Below are 19,436 nucleotides of genomic sequence, written 5' to 3' on the forward strand. Positions count from 1 at the left end.
GAGAGTAAAAGCTCTTTTTTATTAACCATCTTATCATTTCTCTAGAAAGGAGGTGTTCCAGCCGCACCTTCCGGTACGGCTACCTTGTTACGACTTAGCCCCAGTTACTAGTTTTACCCTAGGCAGCTCCTTACGGTCACCGACTTCAGGTACCCCCAGCTTCCATGGCTTGACGGGCGGTGTGTACAAGGCCCGGGAACGTATTCACCGGATCATGGCTGATATCCGATTACTAGCGATTCCAGCTTCATAGAGTCGAGTTGCAGACTCCAATCCGAACTGAGACAGGTTTTATAGATTCGCTCCTTATCGCTAAGTGGCTGCTCTCTGTACCTGCCATTGTAGCACGTGTGTGGCCCAGGACGTAAGGGCCGTGATGATTTGACGTCATCCCCACCTTCCTCACGGTTTACACCGGCAGTCTTGCTAGAGTTCCCGACATTACTCGCTGGCAACTAACAACAGGGGTTGCGCTCGTTATAGGACTTAACCTGACACCTCACGGCACGAGCTGACGACAACCATGCAGCACCTTGAAAGACGTCCGAAGAAAGTCTAGTTTCCTAAACTGTCGTCTCCCATTTAAGCCCTGGTAAGGTTCCTCGCGTATCATCGAATTAAACCACATGCTCCACCGCTTGTGCGGGCCCCCGTCAATTCCTTTGAGTTTCACACTTGCGTGCGTACTCCCCAGGTGGGATACTTATCACTTTCGCTTAGCCACTCAACTTGCGTCAAACAGCTAGTATCCATCGTTTACGGCGTGGACTACCAGGGTATCTAATCCTGTTCGCTCCCCACGCTTTCGTCCATCAGCGTCAATCGTTTGTTAGTAACCTGCCTTCGCAATTGGTATTCCATGTAATATCTAAGCATTTCACCGCTACACTACATATTCTAGTTACTTCACAAAAATTCAAGCCCTACAGTATCAATGGCAGTTTCCTAGTTGAGCTAGGAGATTTCACCACTGACTTATAAGACCGCCTACGGACCCTTTAAACCCAATGATTCCGGATAACGCTCGCATCCTCCGTATTACCGCGGCTGCTGGCACGGAGTTAGCCGATGCTTATTCTTACGGTACCGTCAAGCTCCTACACGTAGGAGGGTTTCTTCCCGTACAAAAGCAGTTTACAACCCATAGGGCCGTCTTCCTGCACGCGGCATGGCTGGGTCAGTCTTCCGACCATTGCCCAATATTCCTCACTGCTGCCTCCCGTAGGAGTCTGGTCCGTGTCTCAGTACCAGTGTGGGGATCTCCCTCTCAGGACCCCTACCCATCATCGTCTTGGTGTGCCGTTACCACACCAACTAACTAATGGGACGCATGCTCATCTTGTACCGTTGGAACTTTAATAATCAAATGATGCCATTCGAAAATACTATGAGGTATTAATCCAAATTTCTCTGGGCTATCCCTCTGTACAAGGTAGATTGCATACGCGTTACGCACCCGTGCGCCGGTCTCAAGGAAGCAAGCTTCCTCTACCCCTCGACTTGCATGTGTTAGGCCTGCCGCTAGCGTTCATCCTGAGCCAGGATCAAACTCTTCATCGTAGTATTTTTAATATTGTACGATAAGTGCTAGGTTAATTCTAATCGAGTCTTACTCTCTTAATTTTGTATGCTGTCAATCCAATATGTCTATGAACGTATTCTTCTATGTCTTTCGCTATTCTTTCGTTTAGCGGGTGCAAAAGTACAACTTCTTTTTTAACTCGCAAATATTTTTGAAACTTTTTTTTAATTTTTTCAAACCTATTTTTTTGTCATTTTTCTAAAAGAACTTCCTCGTTTTACTTCACTAAAACCTATCTTTAAATTGTGTTCAGTGAATTCGTCTAACGACTCATTTGCGGACGGCAAAGATACTATCTTTACTTCTTACAAACCAAATCTTTTTTAAACTTTTTTTAAAAATTTTTTAATCCGTTTTTCAGTATTTCTATGAACTCTTTGCCTTATCAAAGCGGGTGCAAAAGTAGAACTCTTTTCCGTATTCGCAAACTTTTTATAACCTTTTTTTATCCTTTTTTGCAAAGTTTTTTTCTTACCACTGAATTACAATAACTTACAAAAAAACTTTTTTTTACCTTTTTTTATAAACCCTTTATTAAGGCTTTTAATACTGTTGTATATTTAGTAGCTCTACTATATAATATATAAGTATAAGGATTTTTTTTGCACACGTTTTTTCAGCCCCGATGGCAATGACATCCTTTTTTTAGCCTAAAAAAAGCTCTTAAAACAAAATGTCTGATTCTAAAACTGTCGTTTCAGCCTAAAAAAAAGACCAAATAAAAAAAGATATAATGAACAGCGGGTACAATTTCACTATGAAAAAATATAAATGTGCTGCTTAAAAATGAAAATTAATCGAATCGGATAACTTTAACCGGTGATATCTTCGTAATAATGTATGAAGGAATTATTAATACCATTATACATATTAATATTGTACCTATGTTTAATACTATTATATAAGGTATATCTATATAAACAGGCGCAACATTTACATAATAGTTTTGTGGATTTAGTTTTATTACTTCGAAATACTTTTGAATAACTAGTAAGAATATCGCAACAACATTTCCCCAGAGAAGTCCGCGAGCTATTAAATGAAATGCATTGTAAAGAAAAACTTTTCTAACACTCCAATTTGTAGCACCTAATGCTTTTAAAATACCTATCATTTGTGTGCGCTCTAAAATAAGCACTAATAAAGCTACTACCATATTAATAGTAGCCACCACAATCATTACTATTAATATTACAATAATATTAAAGTCGAAAAGTTTGAGCCACTCAAAAATGCTGTAATACTTTTCTGCAATTGTTATACTATTATATGTAGGAGGAATGGTTTTGTAAATTTCATTCCCTTTTTCTTCTATTTTATCAAAGTCGTTTAAAAAAACTTCGAATTGTCCTACTTGGTCTTTTTGCCACTTATTTATTTTCTGAACATGCTTAATATCTCCTATAATATAATTAGCATCGAACTCTTGAAATCCGGAATTAAAAATCCCGACTACTTTAAAACTTCTTAGATTATAGCCTTTTCCTCCTTCTTTTAAGAAATAGGTTCGGCAAACATCATTTAACTTTACTTTCAATCTACTTGCAAGAAATTCTGAAATTATAATTTCGTCCGTTAATTGATCAGAAATTTTAGGTAATTTACCTTGTACTAAATACTCCTTAATATTATTCCAATCATAATCTTGACCAACACCCTTTAAAACAATTCCTTCAACCGTTTCTTCTGTACGAATTAATCCGGTTTTATTTGCTACAGCTTGAATGTGTTTAATACCATCAACTAAATTAAACTTTGGATAAAAATTTTGATTCGTAGAAATAGGAACAGTATTAACCTGAGATTGATTATCGTCGAAATTAGAAATAATAACATGTCCATTAAAAGCTGATACTTTTTCGCGTATTTTTCTTTGCAAACCAATTCCTGTTGCAACAGAAATAATCATCATTAAAATTCCTAATGCAATAGCAACAGTTGCAATTTTAATAATTGGAGAAGAAACACTACTTTTATGGCTCTTAGCAGCGGTAAGTCGTTTGGCTATGAAATATTCTAAATTCAATGGTTATGATTCCGAAATTATTCTTCAAAAATACATTTTTATTCTTGGTTTTAGTTGTTTTTTCATGTGGAAATTCGATTTCAAGTAAAAAGGCAAAAGGTAAAAGGCAAAAGGCAAATATTGAAGTTCTCAACTCCGCTCGAACTGACAATAATATAAATTTAGAGAAACCAATAATTTTAGGAGCTGATAATTCCGTAAAGTATTTGTCAATTCTCAAAAACAAAAAAGTTGGCATTGTAACCAATCAAACTGGGATTCTTTCTGATGGAACACATTTAGTTGATTTTTTATTGGACCAAAAAGTTGAAGTTACTAAAATCTTCGCTCCAGAACATGGTTTTAGAGGAACTGCCGATGCTGGCGAACATGTTGCAAATGGAAAAGACAGCAAAACTGGTTTACCTATTATTTCACTTTACGGAAACAACAAAAAACCAAAACCCGAACAATTAGAAGGAATAAATGTTGTGATATTCGATATTCAAGATGTTGGTGCGAGATTTTACACTTATATATCTACACTACTTTATGTAATGGAAGCTTGTGCCGAGCAAAATATTCCGTTATTAGTTTTAGACCGTCCAAATCCTAATATTGCTATTGTAGATGGACCAATTCTTGAAGAAGAATTTAAAAGTTTTGTAGGAATGCATAAAATTCCGGTTTTACATGGCATGACCATTGGTGAATATGCTAAAATGATAAATGGTGAGAAATGGCTTGATCCTTCGACAGGCTCAGGACGGGGAATTCAATGTAAACTAACTGTAATTCCTTGCGAAAACTACAATAGAAATATGAGTTATACTTTACCTGTAAAACCTTCACCCAATTTACCAAATGATCAATCTATAAATTTATATGCGAGTTTATGTTTTTTTGAAGGAACGAATGTAAGTGTTGGTCGTGGCACCAATAAACAATTCCAAATTTATGGTTCTCCTTTTTTACCAATTCAAAAATTTAGTTTTATTCCGAAACCAAATGAAGGAGCAAAAGATCCTTTATATAATAATAAGGAGTGTTACGGAGAAGATTTGAGTGGAATTAAAAAAATAAATCGTTTAGAATTGAATTGGTTATTAAAAGCTTACAATGAAACAGCCGATAAATCGAAATTCTTTAATTCGTTTTTCACCAAACTTGCCGGAACCAAAAAACTACAACAACAAATTGAAAGTGGAATTTCAGAAAAAGAAATTAGAGCTTCTTGGCAAGAAGGTTTAAAACAATTTAAAGAAATGAGAAAACAGTATTTGATTTATGAATAATAGAGGATAGACTTTTTTAAACTTCAACTTCAATTTCAGAATTCTGTTTCAACAATTCTTCAATAAATTCTTTTCTATCTTTTGGAGAAATAATAATAGATTTTTTGCTTTCATATAAAACTTCAATCCTTTCCGTTAGTGAAGAAGCTGGTGCGCTTAAAAGACTATCTGTTTTCCTTATACATTTTATTTCAGAAATTGGAATATTTTTATTGACTATGAATCCCGAATGCACTTTTAAATTACCTTCAGTTATCGTATAATTTGTATCATATAATAAATACATCATGAACCCAAATGTTGCAATCATTATTACAAAAACCATCAAATCTTTATCTCTTACTCCAACCACAATTGCAGGAATAGAAGTTACAACGAATAGAATTGGTAAAGCAATATCAACTTTTGAGGGAAATATTTTTTTCATTTTACAAAGGCAATTTCTTTTTCATTTCTTCTACAATATTATATGCTGCCGGACAAATTGCAACATTTTTCAGAGTTAGATTTGAAATTTGATAGAACTTATTTCTATCGGTATGCGGAAATTCGCGACAAGCTTTCGGACGAACATCGTAAATAAAACATTTATTATCGCTATCTAGAAAAGTACAAGGAACACTTTGCAATACATAATCTTTATCTTCATCAATTCGAAGATATTGCTCAATAAATTGTTGGGGTTTTAATCGTAAATGTTTTGCAATGCGTTCAATATCAGCCGTAGTAAAAAGCGGTCCAGTTGTTTTACAGCAATTCGCACAATCTAAACAATCAGTTCGTTTAAATTCTGCATCGTGTAAATCTTGCATTATATAATCGAGATTTTTAGGCGCTTTCTTTTTTAGTTTATCGAAATACTTTTTATTCTCGTTATGCTTATCTTTGGCTAACTTTTGTAATATGTCAATTCGTGGATTTGTCAATTTGTTTTATTTGGATGTAAAATTAAAAAAACGACTTAACAAATAACCATATAAATACATAAACTTGAAATGAAAGATTTATTCGGAAAAGCCATTTTAGATTTCCAAACCAATAATAATCCTGAAGATTTAATTACTGAAACTTCAATTAGTGAAGCTGATGAAATGAGTGTTGCGTATTTGTTTCGTGATTATAACGAAATGCCAAAAATGGAACAAAAAGCATTACAATTGGCAAAAGGAAAAGTGCTTGATGTAGGTTGCGGCGCGGGAAGTCATAGTCTGTATTTACAAAACGAAAGAAATCTTGATGTCACTTCTATTGATATTTCAGCAAATGCCATTGAAGCTTGTCAACTTCGAGGCTTAAAAAAAGCTTTCGTTCAAGATGTAATGAAGATAGATGCTGAAAGTCTTCAGCATGACAAATATGACACTATTTTATTATTGATGAATGGTGCTGGAATGTGTGGCAAACTGAAAAACATTTCGAAGTTTTTAGTAAAACTGAAATCACTTTTGAACGAAGGCGGTCAAATTCTATTAGATTCTTCTGATATTATTTATATGTTTGACGAAGATGAAGATGGCGGAAAATGGATCCCTACTGATGTGGATTATTATGGTGAAGTAGTTTTTGATATTTCTTATAAAGGTGAAAAAGAAGAACCATTTAATTGGATGTACATCGATTATAATACGTTACAAAATGCGGCTCATGCTAATGGTTTACAATGTGAACTAATTCTTGAAGGAGAACATTTTGATTATTTAGCGAAAATATCAGTTTAAATTATACGAAATAATTTACATATCTTTATACAAACACAATTACAACATGCCATTAATCTTAGATAACATCAGCAAACACATTACTTTAACTGAAGAAGAAAAAACATTATTTTTATCTAAGACCGAAACCAAAAAGTAAAAGCTAAAACCATGCTTTTAAATGCGGGCGAAATCAGCAAGTATTCCTATTTTGTTAACGAAGGTATTTTAAGAAGTTTTACCATAAACGATAATATTGTTGAACATATTTTAAGTTTTGCTTGTGCTGATTGGTGGATTGGCGATATGTATAGTTTAATTTCCAAAAAACCAGGACATTTATTCATCGAAGTTATTGAAGATGCCGAATTAGTTTTACTTTCCCGTGAAAATCAAGAAGAATTATTTCATAAAATTCCAAAACTTGAACGTTTTTTCAGAATATTAATTGAAAATTCATTAGTTGCCAATCAAGAACGCTTAATGGATAATTTAAGTTTAACAGCTGAAGAACGCTTTGAAAAATTTTGTCAAAAATACCCGAGCTTAATGGCTAGCATTCCTCAAAAATATATAGCAGCATATATAGGTGTTACGCCCGAGTTTTTTAGTAAGATGAAATCTAAAATGCTAAGAAACAATTCCTTTTAACATTTTTTAACTACTTTTTTATCAATACATTACATTTCTTAACCTAGATTAAGTATCCTAGGCATAACCTCATTGTAACTTTGTTGTATAAAAATTCAGGATATGAAAAGAGCCGATTTTATACGAAATGGATTATTTGCTTCAAGTCTGCTATTAGGTAGCACTTTTACAAGTCAAGAAAAAGAAATCGAAGATAATAATCACGTTGGCTTTAATCATATTCCTAACACCAATTCAAATGTTATGAAAAATGCTGTTTTACACAAAGCCGATAGTAGAGGAATTGCTGATCATGGTTGGTTAAAAAGTTTTCACACTTTTAGCTTCGCTAATTATTACAATCCCGATAGAGTAAATTTTGGAGTATTGCGCGTTTTAAACGATGACACTGTTTCATCAGGAATGGGTTTTGGAACGCATCCTCACGAAAATATGGAAATCATTTCTATTCCACTTGAAGGAGATTTAGAACACAAAGACAGCATGGGAAACACCACTGTTATTAAGCATGGTGACATACAAGTAATGAGTGCAGGAACTGGTGTAATGCATAGTGAATATAATAAAAACAAAGACTCACTAGTAAAGTTTCTTCAAATTTGGGTTTTCCCAAACAAACGAAATGTAACACCTCGTTATGATCAAATTACATTAAATGTTGAAGACCGACATAATAAGCTGCAACAAATACTATCACCCAATGCTGATGATACCGGAGTTTGGATTCATCAAAACGCTTGGTTTCACATGGGAAATTTTGACAAAGGTTTTACAACCGATTACAAAATTCACGATACTAAAAACGGGCTATATGTTTTTGTTTTAAAAGGAAACGTTACGGTTGGTGAACAAAATTTGGAAACTAGAGATGGTTATGGAATCTGGGATTTTGATTCAGTTAAAATCACTGCGGATTCTGACGCTGAACTTCTATTAATGGAAGTACCTATGTATTAATTACAAAACTAAATATTAACAAAAAAATTATATTATGGCTAAGACAAATTGGACTATTGACACAACCCATTCAAAAGTGGGTTTTAAAGTTAAACACATGATGTTTACTAATGTTTCAGGAAAGTTTAATACTTATGGAGGTTCTTTTGAAACTGAAGATGATGATTTTACAAATGCTTCAATAGTATTTACAGCTGATACAAATTCTATTGATACTGCAAATGTTGACCGTGATAACCATTTAAAAAGCGCTGACTTTTTTGATGCGGAACAATTTCCAAAATTAACTTTTAAAGTAACCTCTTTTGCCCCTAAAGGAGACGACTATGAAGTAACTGGTGATTTAACTATTAAAGATGTTACGAAAAGTGTTTCTTTCCCAGCAGAATTTAGTGGATTAATGAAAGACCCTTGGGGAAATACTAAAGCAGGATTAAATGTTTATGGAAAAATTAACCGTAAAGAATTTGGTCTAAACTGGAACGCTGCTCTAGAAACTGGAGGGGTACTAGTTGGAGAAGACGTTAAACTTGAAGTTGAATTACAACTTTTAAAACAATAAATTATTTTTCATAATAAGTAGTTTTTGGTTTCGTAGTGAAAAACACCACATTATAAAATGCGGTGTTTTTTATTTTTTAAAAGAAACAAGTGATGCTTAGCCGTGGGTGAAGCGTTACCTTGTATAGCGAAACACACGACAAGTTGTGTTTTAAAAAGCAAAATGAGTGCTTCTCGTGAAAAAAATGTATTTTTGCTGTCTAAATTTTTGAAAACATCATGAAAGCATACGTATTTCCTGGCCAAGGAGCTCAATTTACCGGAATGGGTAAAGATTTATATGAAAGCTCAGCCGAAGCTAAAGAATTATTTGAAAAAGCTAACGAAATTCTAGGTTTTAGAATTACTGATATTATGTTTGAAGGTTCTGCCGAAGAATTAAAAGAGACAAAAGTTACACAACCTGCTGTTTTTTTACACTCGGTTATTTTATTTAAAACCTTAAACGCTACTCCGGATATGGTTGCTGGTCATTCTTTAGGTGAATTTTCTGCTTTGGTAGCCAATGGTGCATTGTCTTTTGAAGACGGATTAAAATTGGTTTCTCAAAGAGCTATGGCCATGCAAAAAGCTTGTGAAATTACACCTTCGACTATGGCGGCTGTTTTAAACTTAGATGACAAAATTGTTGAAGATATTTGTGCACAAATTGATGGTGTTGTAGTTGCTGCCAATTATAACTGTCCGGGACAATTAGTAATTTCTGGCGAATACAAAGCGGTGGAAGCTGCATGTGAAAAAATGAAAGAAGCAGGTGCAAAGCGTGCCTTAATTTTACCTGTTGGTGGAGCTTTCCACTCTCCTATGATGGAACCAGCTAGAGAAGAATTAGCAGCAGCTATCGAAGCAACTACTTTCTCAACTCCAAGTTGTCCAGTTTATCAAAATGTTACAGCTAGTGCTATTTCTGATGCAAGTGAAATTAAGAAAAACCTAATTGCTCAATTAACTGGAGCGGTTAGATGGACACAATCTGTTAACCAAATGATTGCTGATGGAGCTACTAGTTTTACGGAAGTTGGTCCAGGAAAAGTATTAGTTGGTTTGGTAAACAAAATCAATAAAGAAGTAGAAACAATATCTGCATAAAACTTTAAAAACTCCGAAATTCAATCGGAGTTTTTTATTTAACTTTATTTAAAAGTTTTAAAATATGTCATTTAAACATTTCGCAGCGATTCTTTTCTTTGTAGCATTCCAAGTGGTAACTGCACAAACCATTTACAAGGACAGTGTTTTTTCTAAAGTTACTAAAACTACGTACACTTATGGCAAAGTAGAAAACGAATCACTTCAGTTTGATTATTATAAAGCGGACAATTCTCAGAAAAATTTACCATTAGTAATATTTGTACATGGTGGCGGATTTTCAGGCGGAACAAGAAATGATTACTATACTATGGCATTTGCCAACAAACTTGCGCAACGTGGTTATGCTGTTGCTTCTGTTTCGTATCGATTAACGATGAAAGACATTGGTTTTGGTTGCGATGTGGAAGCCACTAAAAAAATAGAAGCTTTTAATTCGGCTTCGCACGATGTGAGTTTAGCGATAAGATATATTCTCGACAACAATAAAAAATTCAACATCGACTCTAACAAAATAATTCTCGCAGGTTCAAGCGCTGGTGCTGAAACGGTTTTGAATATGGTTTATGTGTATGACAACAACATGCTACCTACTAACTTTAAATATGCTGGGGTAATAAGTATGGCTGGAGCTTTATCAACGTTAGACAAAATAAACTACAACAACGCAATTCCTACACAACTTTTTCACGGAACTGCTGATAATTTGGTTCCTTATAATTTTGCGCCCCATCGTTTTTGTAATGCAAATGACAAAGGCTACATCATGTTATATGGCTCCGAGTCAATTGCTGAACATTTAAAAAATTTAGAAACGCCTTATTATTTTCATACTATAAAAGGTGGTTCTCATGATTGGTCGTATTTACCTATGACGACTTATTTCGAAGAAATCATTGATTTTTATATCACGATGTCGTTCATGTAACTACTACAAGACAAACAAACCGAACTACAAACAATTAATTCACAAGGTAATTAGACCCTAAATAGCTTCGGCATTTTTTTAGTTATCTTTGTAAAAAGAAATTCCCTTTATGAATTTGGATTTACGAACAGTAAGCGTCATTCGATACATTACGCCACTACGCGAAGGTGGTTCGCTTCCTGCGTTGGCCGAAGCTGATGACGATTTTAAATATGTAATTAAATTTAGAGGTGCCGGTCACGGTGTTAAAGCATTAATTGCTGAATATTTAGGAGGTCAAATTGCGAGCTATTTAGGTTTGCCGGTTCCTGAATTGGTTTATGTTACTTTAGACGAAGCGTTTGGAAGAACTGAAGCCGATGAAGAAATTCAAGATTTACTGAAGTTTAGCGAAGGTTTAAATTTAGGACTTCATTATTTATCGGGCGCGTTGACATTTGATGCAGCCGTGAATGATTGCGATGCGCTTTTAGCGTCAAAAATTGTGTGGCTCGATGCTTTTATTACCAATGTTGATCGAACGTTTAAAAATACAAACTTGTTGATTTGGAAAAAAGAATTATGGCTGATTGATCATGGTGCTTCATTCTATTTTCATCATTCATGGAACAATTGGGAAACAACTGCCGTTACTCCGTTTGCATTAATCAAAGATCATGTTTTGTTGCCCAAAGCAAGTAAACTAGAAGAAGCACATGCTGAATTTAGTTCCAAACTGAATCCTTCGATTTTAAAAGAAATTGTAGATCGAATTCCAGAAGAATGGTTGCAATGGGATGAAACCGATTTATCGGCAGACGAAATCAAATTGGTTTACTTAAAATTCTTATCCCTTCGATTAGAAAATGCTTCAACTTTTTTAAAACAAGCTCAAGATGCACGAAAAACACTTATATGATTACGCTGTCATTCGTGTAGTACCAAGAGTAGAACGCGAAGAATTTATAAACATTGGTTTGATGTTGTTTTGCAAACGCCAAAAGTATTTGCGCATTCAATACCAAATTCCGACAGAGAAAATAACACTATTTTGTCCAGAATTTGATGTGGAACAATTAGCAATAAACTTGGCTGCCTATACCAAAATTTGTTCGGGCAAAAAAGAAGGCGGACCAATTGCTGAATTTGAATTAGCTGAACGTTTTAGATGGCTAACCGCTATAAAAAGTTCTAGTATTCAAACCTCAAGACCACATTCTGGATTTAGCAAAGACTTAGACAAAACTTTTGACGAACTATACTACGAACTTGTTTTATAAGGAATTGTTTGTAATTTATCTCATTTTTTTTGTAACTTGAAGCTTATATAATTATAAAACTATTTTAATATGAAAAAAGTATTTTTAAGTTTTGCTTTCTTAGCAATTTTATCATTGGCGTCATGTAAAGAAGAAACCAAAGACAAAGTGGAAGAAGCTACTGAAGCTGTTGCAACTGATATAGAAACTGCTACTGAAAACGCGGTTGAAGCAATTGATTCTACAGCTCAAAAAGTTGGTGAAGAAGTAAAAGAAGAAGTAGAATATATGGATGAAAGAGTTGATTAATTCTTTATCTTAATAAAATAAAAAACTCCAATTTTAAATTGGAGTTTTTTTATAAATCTATTTTTTAATTTTTTGTTCCCATTTCCAAGCGCTTGCTAAAGCTTCTTCTAAAGAAGATTTGGCTTTCCAACCTAAAACATTGTTGGCTTTATCGGTATTAGCATACGCTTCTGTAACATCGCCTTCTCTTCTACCTACAATTTTATAGGGTAATTTTTGATTGGAAACTTTTTCAAAAGCATATATCACTTCTAAAACAGAACTTCCGGTTCCAGTTCCAATATTAAACGTTTCTACTTTGTCCAAATTTTTATTTTCCAAAAGTCGCTGTAAAGCTACAACATGTGCTTTTGCTAAATCAACAACATGAATGTAATCACGTATCGCTGTTCCATCAGGCGTTGGATAATCGTTACCAAAAACGGATAATTCTTTTCGTAAACCAACAGCTGTTTGTGTTATAAATGGCACTAAGTTTTGTGGAACTCCTAGAGGTAATTCTCCTATTTCAGCTGAAGGATGTGAACCAATTGGATTAAAATAACGTAATAAAATAGCATTGATATTAGAAACTTTGGCAACATCTAAAATAATTTCTTCACCAATTTGCTTGGTATTCCCATAAGGAGACATGGCCTGTTGAACCGGTGCATTTTCAGTAATTGGCATGGTTTCAGCTTGACCGTAAACTGTGCATGACGAACTGAAAATAAAATTGGCCTTTGCCTTAGCTTGTAATTCTTGTAAAATATAAACTAAAGCATTGATGTTATTTTCGTAATACAACAACGGATTTTCAACACTTTCGCCAACCGCTTTACTCGCTGCAAAATGAATTACACCATCAATATCTTGATGCTTTACAAAAAAATCTTGAACCGATTTTTTATCGCGTAAATCTATATTCTCAAAAAGTGGTTTTTTGTTTGTGATTCTTTCAATTCCGTCTAAAACTTCAATAGATGAATTTGATAAATTATCTACAATAACAACTTCAAATCCTTCATTTTGTAATTCTACAACCGTATGCGAACCAATAAAACCTAAACCGCCTGTAACTAGTATCTTCATATTTTAGTTTTCAGTTGCAGTCGCAGTAAACAGTAACTGAGACTGAATACTGAGACTGAACACTATTATACGTATTCTAAAACCGAATCTGTAATAAATTTAATTTGCTCATCGTCTAATTCTGTGTGCATTGGCAATGCAATAACTTCATCACACAATTGATTGGTTACTCCGAAATCTTCTTCTTTATAACGAGAATCTAAATACGCTTTTTGTTTATGTAGAGGAATTGGATAATAAATAGCACAAGGAATTCCTTTTTCTTGTAAATGAGCTAACAATCCATCTCTTTTTCCATTTAGAACTCTAAATACATATTGATGGAAAACATGGCAATCACAATTCTCGCAAATGGTTGGCACCCACAAATTAGTATTTACACCTAAAGCAACCGAATACTTTCTTGCTGCTTCTTGTCTTGCTTTATTGTACGTATCTAAGTGTGGCAATTTAGCCTTTAGAACACCTGCTTGAATACTATCTAAACGTGAATTCACTCCCACTACATCGTGATGATAACGAACATACATACCGTGATTTACAATTCCTCTTAACGTATGTGCTAATTCATCATCATTTGTAAAAATTGCACCACCATCACCATAACATCCTAGGTTTTTTGAAGGAAAAAATGAAGTTGCTCCAACATGGCCTATAGTTCCAACTTTTTGTTTTTTTCCATCTTTATTGGTGTAATCTGCACCGATAGCTTGGGCGTTATCTTCAATAACATACAAATTGTGTTCGTTTGCAATTTCCATAATGGCGTCCATATTTGCTGCACGTCCAAATAAATGTACTGGAACAATTGCTTTTGTTTTTGGCGTAATTGCTTTCTTAATTGCTTCAATTGAAATATTCATATTATTCATATCAACATCCACTAAAACTGGAGTTAATTGTAATAATGCGATAACTTCAACTGTAGCAGCAAACGTAAAATCGGCAGTAATGACTTCGTCACCTGGTTTTAACCCTAATCCCATCATGGCAATTTGTAATGCGTCTGTTCCATTAGCACAAGGAATTACGTGTTTTACACCTAAATATTTTTCTAAATCAGCTTGAAACTGGTGAACCAATGGTCCATTTATGTATGTATTTGTATCTAAAACTTCTTGAATAGAAGCATTAACTTCGTCTTTTATTTTTTCGTATTGACTTTTTAAGTCAACCATTTGTAATTTTCGCATTGTAATAAAATTTAGCTTAACAAAAGTAAGAAATAATGTGCTACTTTTTAGCATAAAGAAAAAGAAACGTATTTTAGCATATAAATTGTGAGCATGCTATTTTTCTATAACATTTTAATACACATTGCTAGTTTAATATTAAAGCTATTAGCCCCTTTTAGCCCGAAACTAAAACTTTTTGTTAATGGTCGAAAAGATGTTTTTTCAACTTTAAAAAGTAAAATTAACTCTGGTGATAAAGTAATTTGGGTTCATGCCGCTTCTTTAGGTGAGTATGAGCAAGGCATTCCGGTTATGGAAGCTTTAAAAAAGGAATTCCCTAATCATAAATTAGCTGTAACATTCTTTTCACCTTCAGGCTATGAAATTAGAAAAAACAACACGTTAGCCGATGTAACTGTTTATTTACCACTTGACACTAAATCAAATGCAAAAGAGTTCATAAAAACTCTTCATCCTGAATTAGTGCTGTTTATTAAATATGAATTTTGGCCAAATTACCTTAACGAGTTGAAGCGTATGAATATTCCAACTTATTTAGTTTCAGGAATTTTTAGAGAAAAACAAGCGTTCTTTAAATGGTATGGCGGATTTTATAGAAAAGCGTTAAAAACTTTCAATCACTTTTTTGTTCAGAATGATTCCTCAAAAAAATTGATTCAATCTATTGGTTTTGAAAATGTTACTATTTCTGGTGACACACGTTTTGATAGAGTAGTTGATATTTTAAATAGAGATAATTCGCTAGATTTTATTGATAATTTTAGATTTCTAAACTCCGCTCGAACTGACAAGTCAACTCTAATAGTTATTGGAAGTTCATGGCCAAAAGATGAAGAATTGTTAGTTAATTATATCAATCAGAGTTCAGAAAGTGTAAAGTTTATTATTGCACCTCATAACATTAAACAAGAACAGATTTTAAATCTGAAATCAGTGATAAATAAAAAATCGATTCTTTTTAGTGAATATCAAAATGAGATTTCTCGTTTCACTCGAAATGACAATGAGGAATTGAAAAAAACACAAGTTTTCATAATCAATACCATTGGTATTTTAACCAAAATTTACAGCTATGCGGATATTGCTTATGTAGGTGGTGGCTTCGGAAGCCCAGGTATTCACAACATATTGGAACCAGCCACTTTTGGTATTCCAATTATAATTGGTCCAAATTATGCTCACTTTGCGGAAGCAACGGCTCTAGTTCATCAAGAAGGTTGTATTTCAATTCAAAATGAAAATGAACTAAAATTGGCTTTCGATTCGCTTTTATACAATTCAGACGAACGATTAGAGAAAGGTCATATTTGCAAAACTTTTGTTCAAATGAATAAAGGAGCAACTTCAAAAATAATCAATCACATTCTTAACAAAAACCTAAATAATTAACGCTAATTTATATTTTCCGTAAATTGCGACATTAAAACCTATTAAAAAATGAGAATTTTAAAATTACTTATCGTTTTACTTTCATTCCCAATTTTTGCACAACAAGGTGGAATGTGGATTCCAAGTATGTTAAAAGGAATGAACGAAAGCGAAATGCAACGCTTAGGCATGAAAATTTCTGCCGAAGATATTTACGACGCCAACAATTCTAGTATTAAAGATGCTATTATTCACTTTGATGGCGGTTGTACTTCTGAAATTATTTCGCCAAAAGGATTATTACTTACAAATCACCATTGTGGTTATGGTGAAATTCAAAGTCATTCTACTGTGGAACACGATTACTTACAAGACGGTTTCTGGGCGATGTCTATGGATAAAGAATTACCTAATCCTGGAATGGTTGCTACTCTAATAGTAAGCATTCACGATGTTACCAACACGGTTTTAGAAGGCGTTGCACAACTTTCTTCAGAAACAGATAAACAAAAGAAAATTCAAGAAAATATTTCAAGAGTTCAAACTTCATTTCCAAAAGAAGCTTGGCAAGAGAATAAAATCAAGACTTTCTATGAAGGAAATCAATACATTTTATTTGTAACTGAAACTTTCAAAGACATTCGTTTAGTGGGCGCACCACCAAGTTCAATTGGTAAGTTTGGTTCTGATACTGATAACTGGGTTTGGCCTCGTCATACTGGAGATTTCTCTATTTTCAGAATTTATGCCAATAAAGACAATAAACCTGCAGAATATTCAAAGGATAACGTTCCTTATACACCAAAACACTTTTTACCTGTTTCAATCGACGGAATTTCTGAAGGTGACTTCACAATGGTTTTTGGTTTCCCTGGAAGAACACAAGAATATTTACCTTCATTTGCTGTAGAGCAAATTGTTAACACTTTAAATCCTGCTAAAATTGAAGTTCGCGATGCGGCTTTAAAAGTTCAAGACGGATTTATGCGTAAAGATCAAGCGATTAAAATTCAATATGCTTCAAAATACGCAAGTGTAGCTAATTATTGGAAAAAATGGATTGGAGAAAGTCAAGGTTTAAAAAAATCAAATGCTATTCAACTTAAAAAAGAATATGAAACCGAATTCTTAAAACAAGTTACTAAAAATGGTAAACAAGGCGAATATGGTAATTTACTTTCAAGTTTTGAAAAAAATTATTCTGCTATAAACGATTATGCTTTAGCAAGAGATTATTTTATTGAAGTTGCTTTAAGAAATACTGAATTGTTAAGTGCTGGTTTTAAATTATATCAATTAGAACAAGTTTACAAAGCTAAAGGTGAACAAGCATTTAATGATAGAAAAGATAATACCGTAAAAGGATTTGAAAGTTTCTACAAAGATTTTAATGCTCAAGTTGATGAAAAAGTTGCTGAAAAATTAATTGCACTTTATTTAGAAAAATCACCTTTACTTTCATCTGATTTAAAAGCATTAGATAAAAATAAAATTGTAAACGAAGTATATTCAAAATCAAAATTAACATCGTACAACGGATTAAAATCTTTAATGGAAGGTGATGCAAAAAAAGTATTCAAAAACTTAAATAAAGATAAAGGATATTTATTAGTTAAAAAATTAGCTGATAATTACTATGCTAATATTGCACCAAAATATGATGCATTAAATTTAGAAATTGGTGCATTACAACGCGAGTATATGAAAGCTCAATTAGAAATGTTCCCTAATGGAAGATTCTTTCCAGATGCTAATAGCACTTTAAGAATTACTTACGGACAAGTAAAAGGTTACAACCCAAGTGATGCTGTTTATTACGAACCAGTTACACATTTAGAAGGTGTCATGGAAAAATACGTTCCTGGTGACTACGAATTTGATGTTCCAGCTAAATTATTAGACCTGATTAAAAATAAAGATTACGGTCAATATGCAGAGAACGGAAAGATGCCTGTTTGTTTTATTGCTACAAATCACACAACAGGAGGAAACTCTGGAAGTCCAGCTTTAGACGCAAACGGAAACTTAATAGGTTTAAACTTTGACCGTGTTTGGGAAGGTACTATGAGCGACATTCATTACGATCCAGAAATATGCAGAAACATTATGGTTGACATTCGTTATGTATTATTTATTATCGATAAATATGCAGGTGCGAAGCATTTAATTGACGAAATGAATTTGGTTCATCCAAAAAAAGGTAGTAATTAATAAAATTAGGCTTATATTTTATCTTGATAACCCTTTGAAAATGAGGTTTTATAAAAAAAATAAAATATTTTAAAAAAAAATTGTAAAAACATTTTGTCAAGTCAAAAAATTTATATCTTTGCTACGAATTAATAATTAACCTTTTATAATTTAGTAAGATGAAAAAAGTTGTTTTAAGCTTAGCATTAGTTGCTATGACATTCGTATCTTGTAAAGAAGCTGCTCAAGAAACTGAAGCTACTACAGAACAAGCTGTTGAGGCTGTTGAAACTACAACTGAAGAGGCTGTTGAGGCTGTTCAAGAAGTTGCTGATTCTGCTGTTGCTGCTACTGAAGAAGTTGCTACTGAAGCTAAAGAAGCTGTTGAAGCTGCAAAATAATCTAAGCTTTTAGAAAAAAATAAAGCTCCACAAGGTGGAGCTTTTTTTATGCCGTTTCGCCAAATATATCGTTATTTAAAGAAAAATCTAAAACCTCAGCTGTAGAAACATATTTTTGTACCTCATTTATTCCTTTTTGCAACAACAACTGAGTGGTATATTTTCTACTTTTTGCAATTTCTTTTTCATGCAAAATTACTCTAAAGAAAAACTTTCCGTTTCCAGAACGAAATCGCAGAAAAACTAAATCTTCAACATGACGTTTTAAGTATTCAATTTCTTCCTCACATTCAAAACGCAACTCAAAATCATTACCTGTGAAAATAGGTTTCGCTTTACGTGAAAGCAATTCATATTTATAAAACCCATTAAGTCGTTTAGTGATAACAAAAGTAGCCATTTGTGTTTTTTATAGTTAATGCAAAATAAACAATTGTGTGTAATCTTTAACTAAGAATCTAGAAAAGTTATTAAGATATAAATTCTATAAAAACAAAAAAGCTCCTAACTAAGTTAGAAGCTTCTTGTACTCAAGGCGGGACTTGAACCCGCACGGACTAATGTCCACTGGATTTTAAGTCCAGCGTGTCTACCAATTCCACCACTCGAGCGTTGGATTATTTGAAAATTTAAAAAATAAAGCCTTTTTGACTAAGCAAAAAGGCTTTTGTACTCAAGGCGGGACTTGAACCCGCACGGACTAATGTCCACTGGATTTTAAGTCCAGCGTGTCTACCAATTCCACCACTCGAGCAAAATTTAAATTTTCATAGAGCGAAAAACGGGGTTCGAACCCGCGACCTCAACCTTGGCAAGGTTGCGCTCTACCAACTGAGCTATTTTCGCATATAAATAAGAACGTTTTTCTTGATTGCGAGTGCAAATATATAATATATTT

The 19,436-nt window shown here is 33.5% G+C and carries 19 protein-coding genes, 3 tRNA genes and 1 rRNA gene; 13 read left to right on the plus strand and 10 right to left on the minus strand.

What is annotated here, in order from left to right; genetic code table 11:
• Positions 1-45: 45 nt before the first annotated feature.
• Both GCU34_RS08465 and GCU34_RS08470 read right to left on the minus strand, forming a co-directional pair.
• Positions 46-1,560, minus strand: a 16S ribosomal RNA gene (locus GCU34_RS08465).
• Between the two features lie 815 nt (positions 1,561-2,375).
• Positions 2,376-3,608, minus strand: coding sequence for an ABC transporter permease (locus GCU34_RS08470; protein ID WP_072783318.1), 1,233 nt, complete (start codon positions 3,606-3,608; stop codon positions 2,376-2,378).
• Between the two features lie 5 nt (positions 3,609-3,613).
• Between GCU34_RS08470 and GCU34_RS08475 the strand changes: the two genes are divergently transcribed.
• Entirely contained in the window at positions 3,614-4,882 is a 1,269-nt protein-coding gene (locus tag GCU34_RS08475) for an exo-beta-N-acetylmuramidase NamZ family protein (RefSeq protein WP_072783438.1), read from the plus strand.
• A 16-nt stretch (positions 4,883-4,898) separates the two neighbouring features.
• Here GCU34_RS08475 and GCU34_RS08480 read toward each other — a convergent pair whose 3' ends face one another.
• Entirely contained in the window at positions 4,899-5,309 is a 411-nt protein-coding gene (locus GCU34_RS08480; protein WP_072783316.1) for a PH domain-containing protein, read from the minus strand.
• A gap of 1 nt (position 5,310) precedes the next feature.
• A complete protein-coding gene (locus tag GCU34_RS08485) occupies positions 5,311-5,808 on the minus strand; it encodes a YkgJ family cysteine cluster protein (protein WP_178138341.1) in 498 nt (165 codons plus the stop codon).
• A gap of 69 nt (positions 5,809-5,877) precedes the next feature.
• Between GCU34_RS08485 and GCU34_RS08490 the strand changes: the two genes are divergently transcribed.
• From GCU34_RS08490 to GCU34_RS08530, 9 genes are all read left to right on the plus strand, one after another.
• On the plus strand, positions 5,878-6,600 hold the full coding sequence (locus GCU34_RS08490; protein WP_072783314.1) for a class I SAM-dependent methyltransferase: 723 nt from the start codon (positions 5,878-5,880) through the stop codon (positions 6,598-6,600).
• Positions 6,601-6,750: 150 nt separating this feature from the next.
• Positions 6,751-7,230: a Crp/Fnr family transcriptional regulator gene (locus GCU34_RS08495; protein ID WP_227658668.1), complete on the plus strand. Its 480-nt coding sequence runs from the start codon at positions 6,751-6,753 to the stop codon at positions 7,228-7,230.
• Between the two features lie 243 nt (positions 7,231-7,473).
• Positions 7,474-8,187 carry a pirin family protein gene (locus GCU34_RS08500; RefSeq protein WP_072783435.1) on the plus strand — a complete coding sequence of 238 codons (714 nt, stop codon included), beginning with the start codon at positions 7,474-7,476 and terminating at the stop codon, positions 8,185-8,187.
• Positions 8,188-8,221: 34 nt separating this feature from the next.
• Positions 8,222-8,749: a YceI family protein gene (locus tag GCU34_RS08505; RefSeq protein WP_072783310.1), complete on the plus strand. Its 528-nt coding sequence runs from the start codon at positions 8,222-8,224 to the stop codon at positions 8,747-8,749.
• A gap of 218 nt (positions 8,750-8,967) precedes the next feature.
• Complete coding sequence (gene fabD, locus GCU34_RS08510) at positions 8,968-9,837, plus strand: ACP S-malonyltransferase (RefSeq protein WP_072783308.1); 870 nt, start codon at positions 8,968-8,970, stop codon at positions 9,835-9,837.
• 64 nt (positions 9,838-9,901) lie between these two features.
• Entirely contained in the window at positions 9,902-10,765 is an 864-nt protein-coding gene (locus GCU34_RS08515) for a carboxylesterase family protein (protein ID WP_152378423.1), read from the plus strand.
• A 109-nt stretch (positions 10,766-10,874) separates the two neighbouring features.
• The gene (locus GCU34_RS08520; protein ID WP_072783305.1) at positions 10,875-11,663 is read left to right on the plus strand and encodes a HipA family kinase; all 789 of its coding nucleotides are present in this window, start codon (positions 10,875-10,877) and stop codon (positions 11,661-11,663) included.
• Positions 11,641-12,024 (plus strand): DUF3037 domain-containing protein, encoded by a 384-nt coding sequence (locus GCU34_RS08525; RefSeq protein WP_072783304.1) that lies wholly within the window; start codon positions 11,641-11,643, stop codon positions 12,022-12,024. The genes GCU34_RS08520 and GCU34_RS08525 overlap by 23 nt, the downstream gene beginning before the upstream one ends.
• A 69-nt stretch (positions 12,025-12,093) precedes the next feature.
• The gene (locus tag GCU34_RS08530) at positions 12,094-12,312 is read left to right on the plus strand and encodes a hypothetical protein (protein WP_072783302.1); all 219 of its coding nucleotides are present in this window, start codon (positions 12,094-12,096) and stop codon (positions 12,310-12,312) included.
• Positions 12,313-12,369: 57 nt separating this feature from the next.
• On the opposite strand, the gene galE is transcribed toward GCU34_RS08530, so the two are convergent.
• Both galE and GCU34_RS08540 read right to left on the minus strand, forming a co-directional pair.
• A complete protein-coding gene (gene galE / locus GCU34_RS08535) occupies positions 12,370-13,383 on the minus strand; it encodes a UDP-glucose 4-epimerase GalE (protein ID WP_072783301.1) in 1,014 nt (337 codons plus the stop codon).
• 65 nt (positions 13,384-13,448) lie between these two features.
• Positions 13,449-14,576 (minus strand): DegT/DnrJ/EryC1/StrS family aminotransferase, encoded by a 1,128-nt coding sequence (locus tag GCU34_RS08540; RefSeq protein ID WP_072783299.1) that lies wholly within the window; start codon positions 14,574-14,576, stop codon positions 13,449-13,451.
• A 93-nt stretch (positions 14,577-14,669) separates the two neighbouring features.
• On the opposite strand from GCU34_RS08540, the gene GCU34_RS08545 reads away from it, so the two are divergent.
• The 3 genes from GCU34_RS08545 to GCU34_RS13650 all read left to right on the plus strand — a co-directional run bounded on the left by GCU34_RS08545 (position 14,670) and on the right by GCU34_RS13650 (position 18,538).
• The gene (locus GCU34_RS08545) at positions 14,670-15,968 is read left to right on the plus strand and encodes a 3-deoxy-D-manno-octulosonic acid transferase (protein ID WP_072783297.1); all 1,299 of its coding nucleotides are present in this window, start codon (positions 14,670-14,672) and stop codon (positions 15,966-15,968) included.
• Between the two features lie 48 nt (positions 15,969-16,016).
• Complete coding sequence (locus GCU34_RS08550) at positions 16,017-18,158, plus strand: S46 family peptidase (RefSeq protein ID WP_072783296.1); 2,142 nt, start codon at positions 16,017-16,019, stop codon at positions 18,156-18,158.
• Between the two features lie 158 nt (positions 18,159-18,316).
• Positions 18,317-18,538, plus strand: coding sequence for a hypothetical protein (locus GCU34_RS13650; protein WP_072783294.1), 222 nt, complete (start codon positions 18,317-18,319; stop codon positions 18,536-18,538).
• A 46-nt stretch (positions 18,539-18,584) separates the two neighbouring features.
• Here the strand turns inward: GCU34_RS13650 and GCU34_RS08560 are convergent, their stop codons facing one another.
• The 4 genes from GCU34_RS08560 to GCU34_RS08575 form a co-directional block, all read right to left on the minus strand.
• Positions 18,585-18,938, minus strand: a complete 354-nt coding sequence (locus GCU34_RS08560) for a YegP family protein (protein WP_072783292.1) — start codon at positions 18,936-18,938, stop codon at positions 18,585-18,587.
• A 127-nt stretch (positions 18,939-19,065) separates the two neighbouring features.
• Positions 19,066-19,149 (minus strand) — tRNA-Leu (locus GCU34_RS08565).
• A gap of 59 nt (positions 19,150-19,208) precedes the next feature.
• Positions 19,209-19,292: transfer RNA gene (locus GCU34_RS08570), tRNA-Leu, on the minus strand.
• A 19-nt stretch (positions 19,293-19,311) separates the two neighbouring features.
• Positions 19,312-19,384, minus strand: a tRNA-Gly gene (locus GCU34_RS08575).
• Positions 19,385-19,436 lie beyond the last annotated feature (52 nt).

The organism is Flavobacterium haoranii, from assembly GCF_009363055.1.
Classification (GTDB): Bacteria; Bacteroidota; Bacteroidia; order Flavobacteriales; family Flavobacteriaceae; genus Flavobacterium; species Flavobacterium haoranii.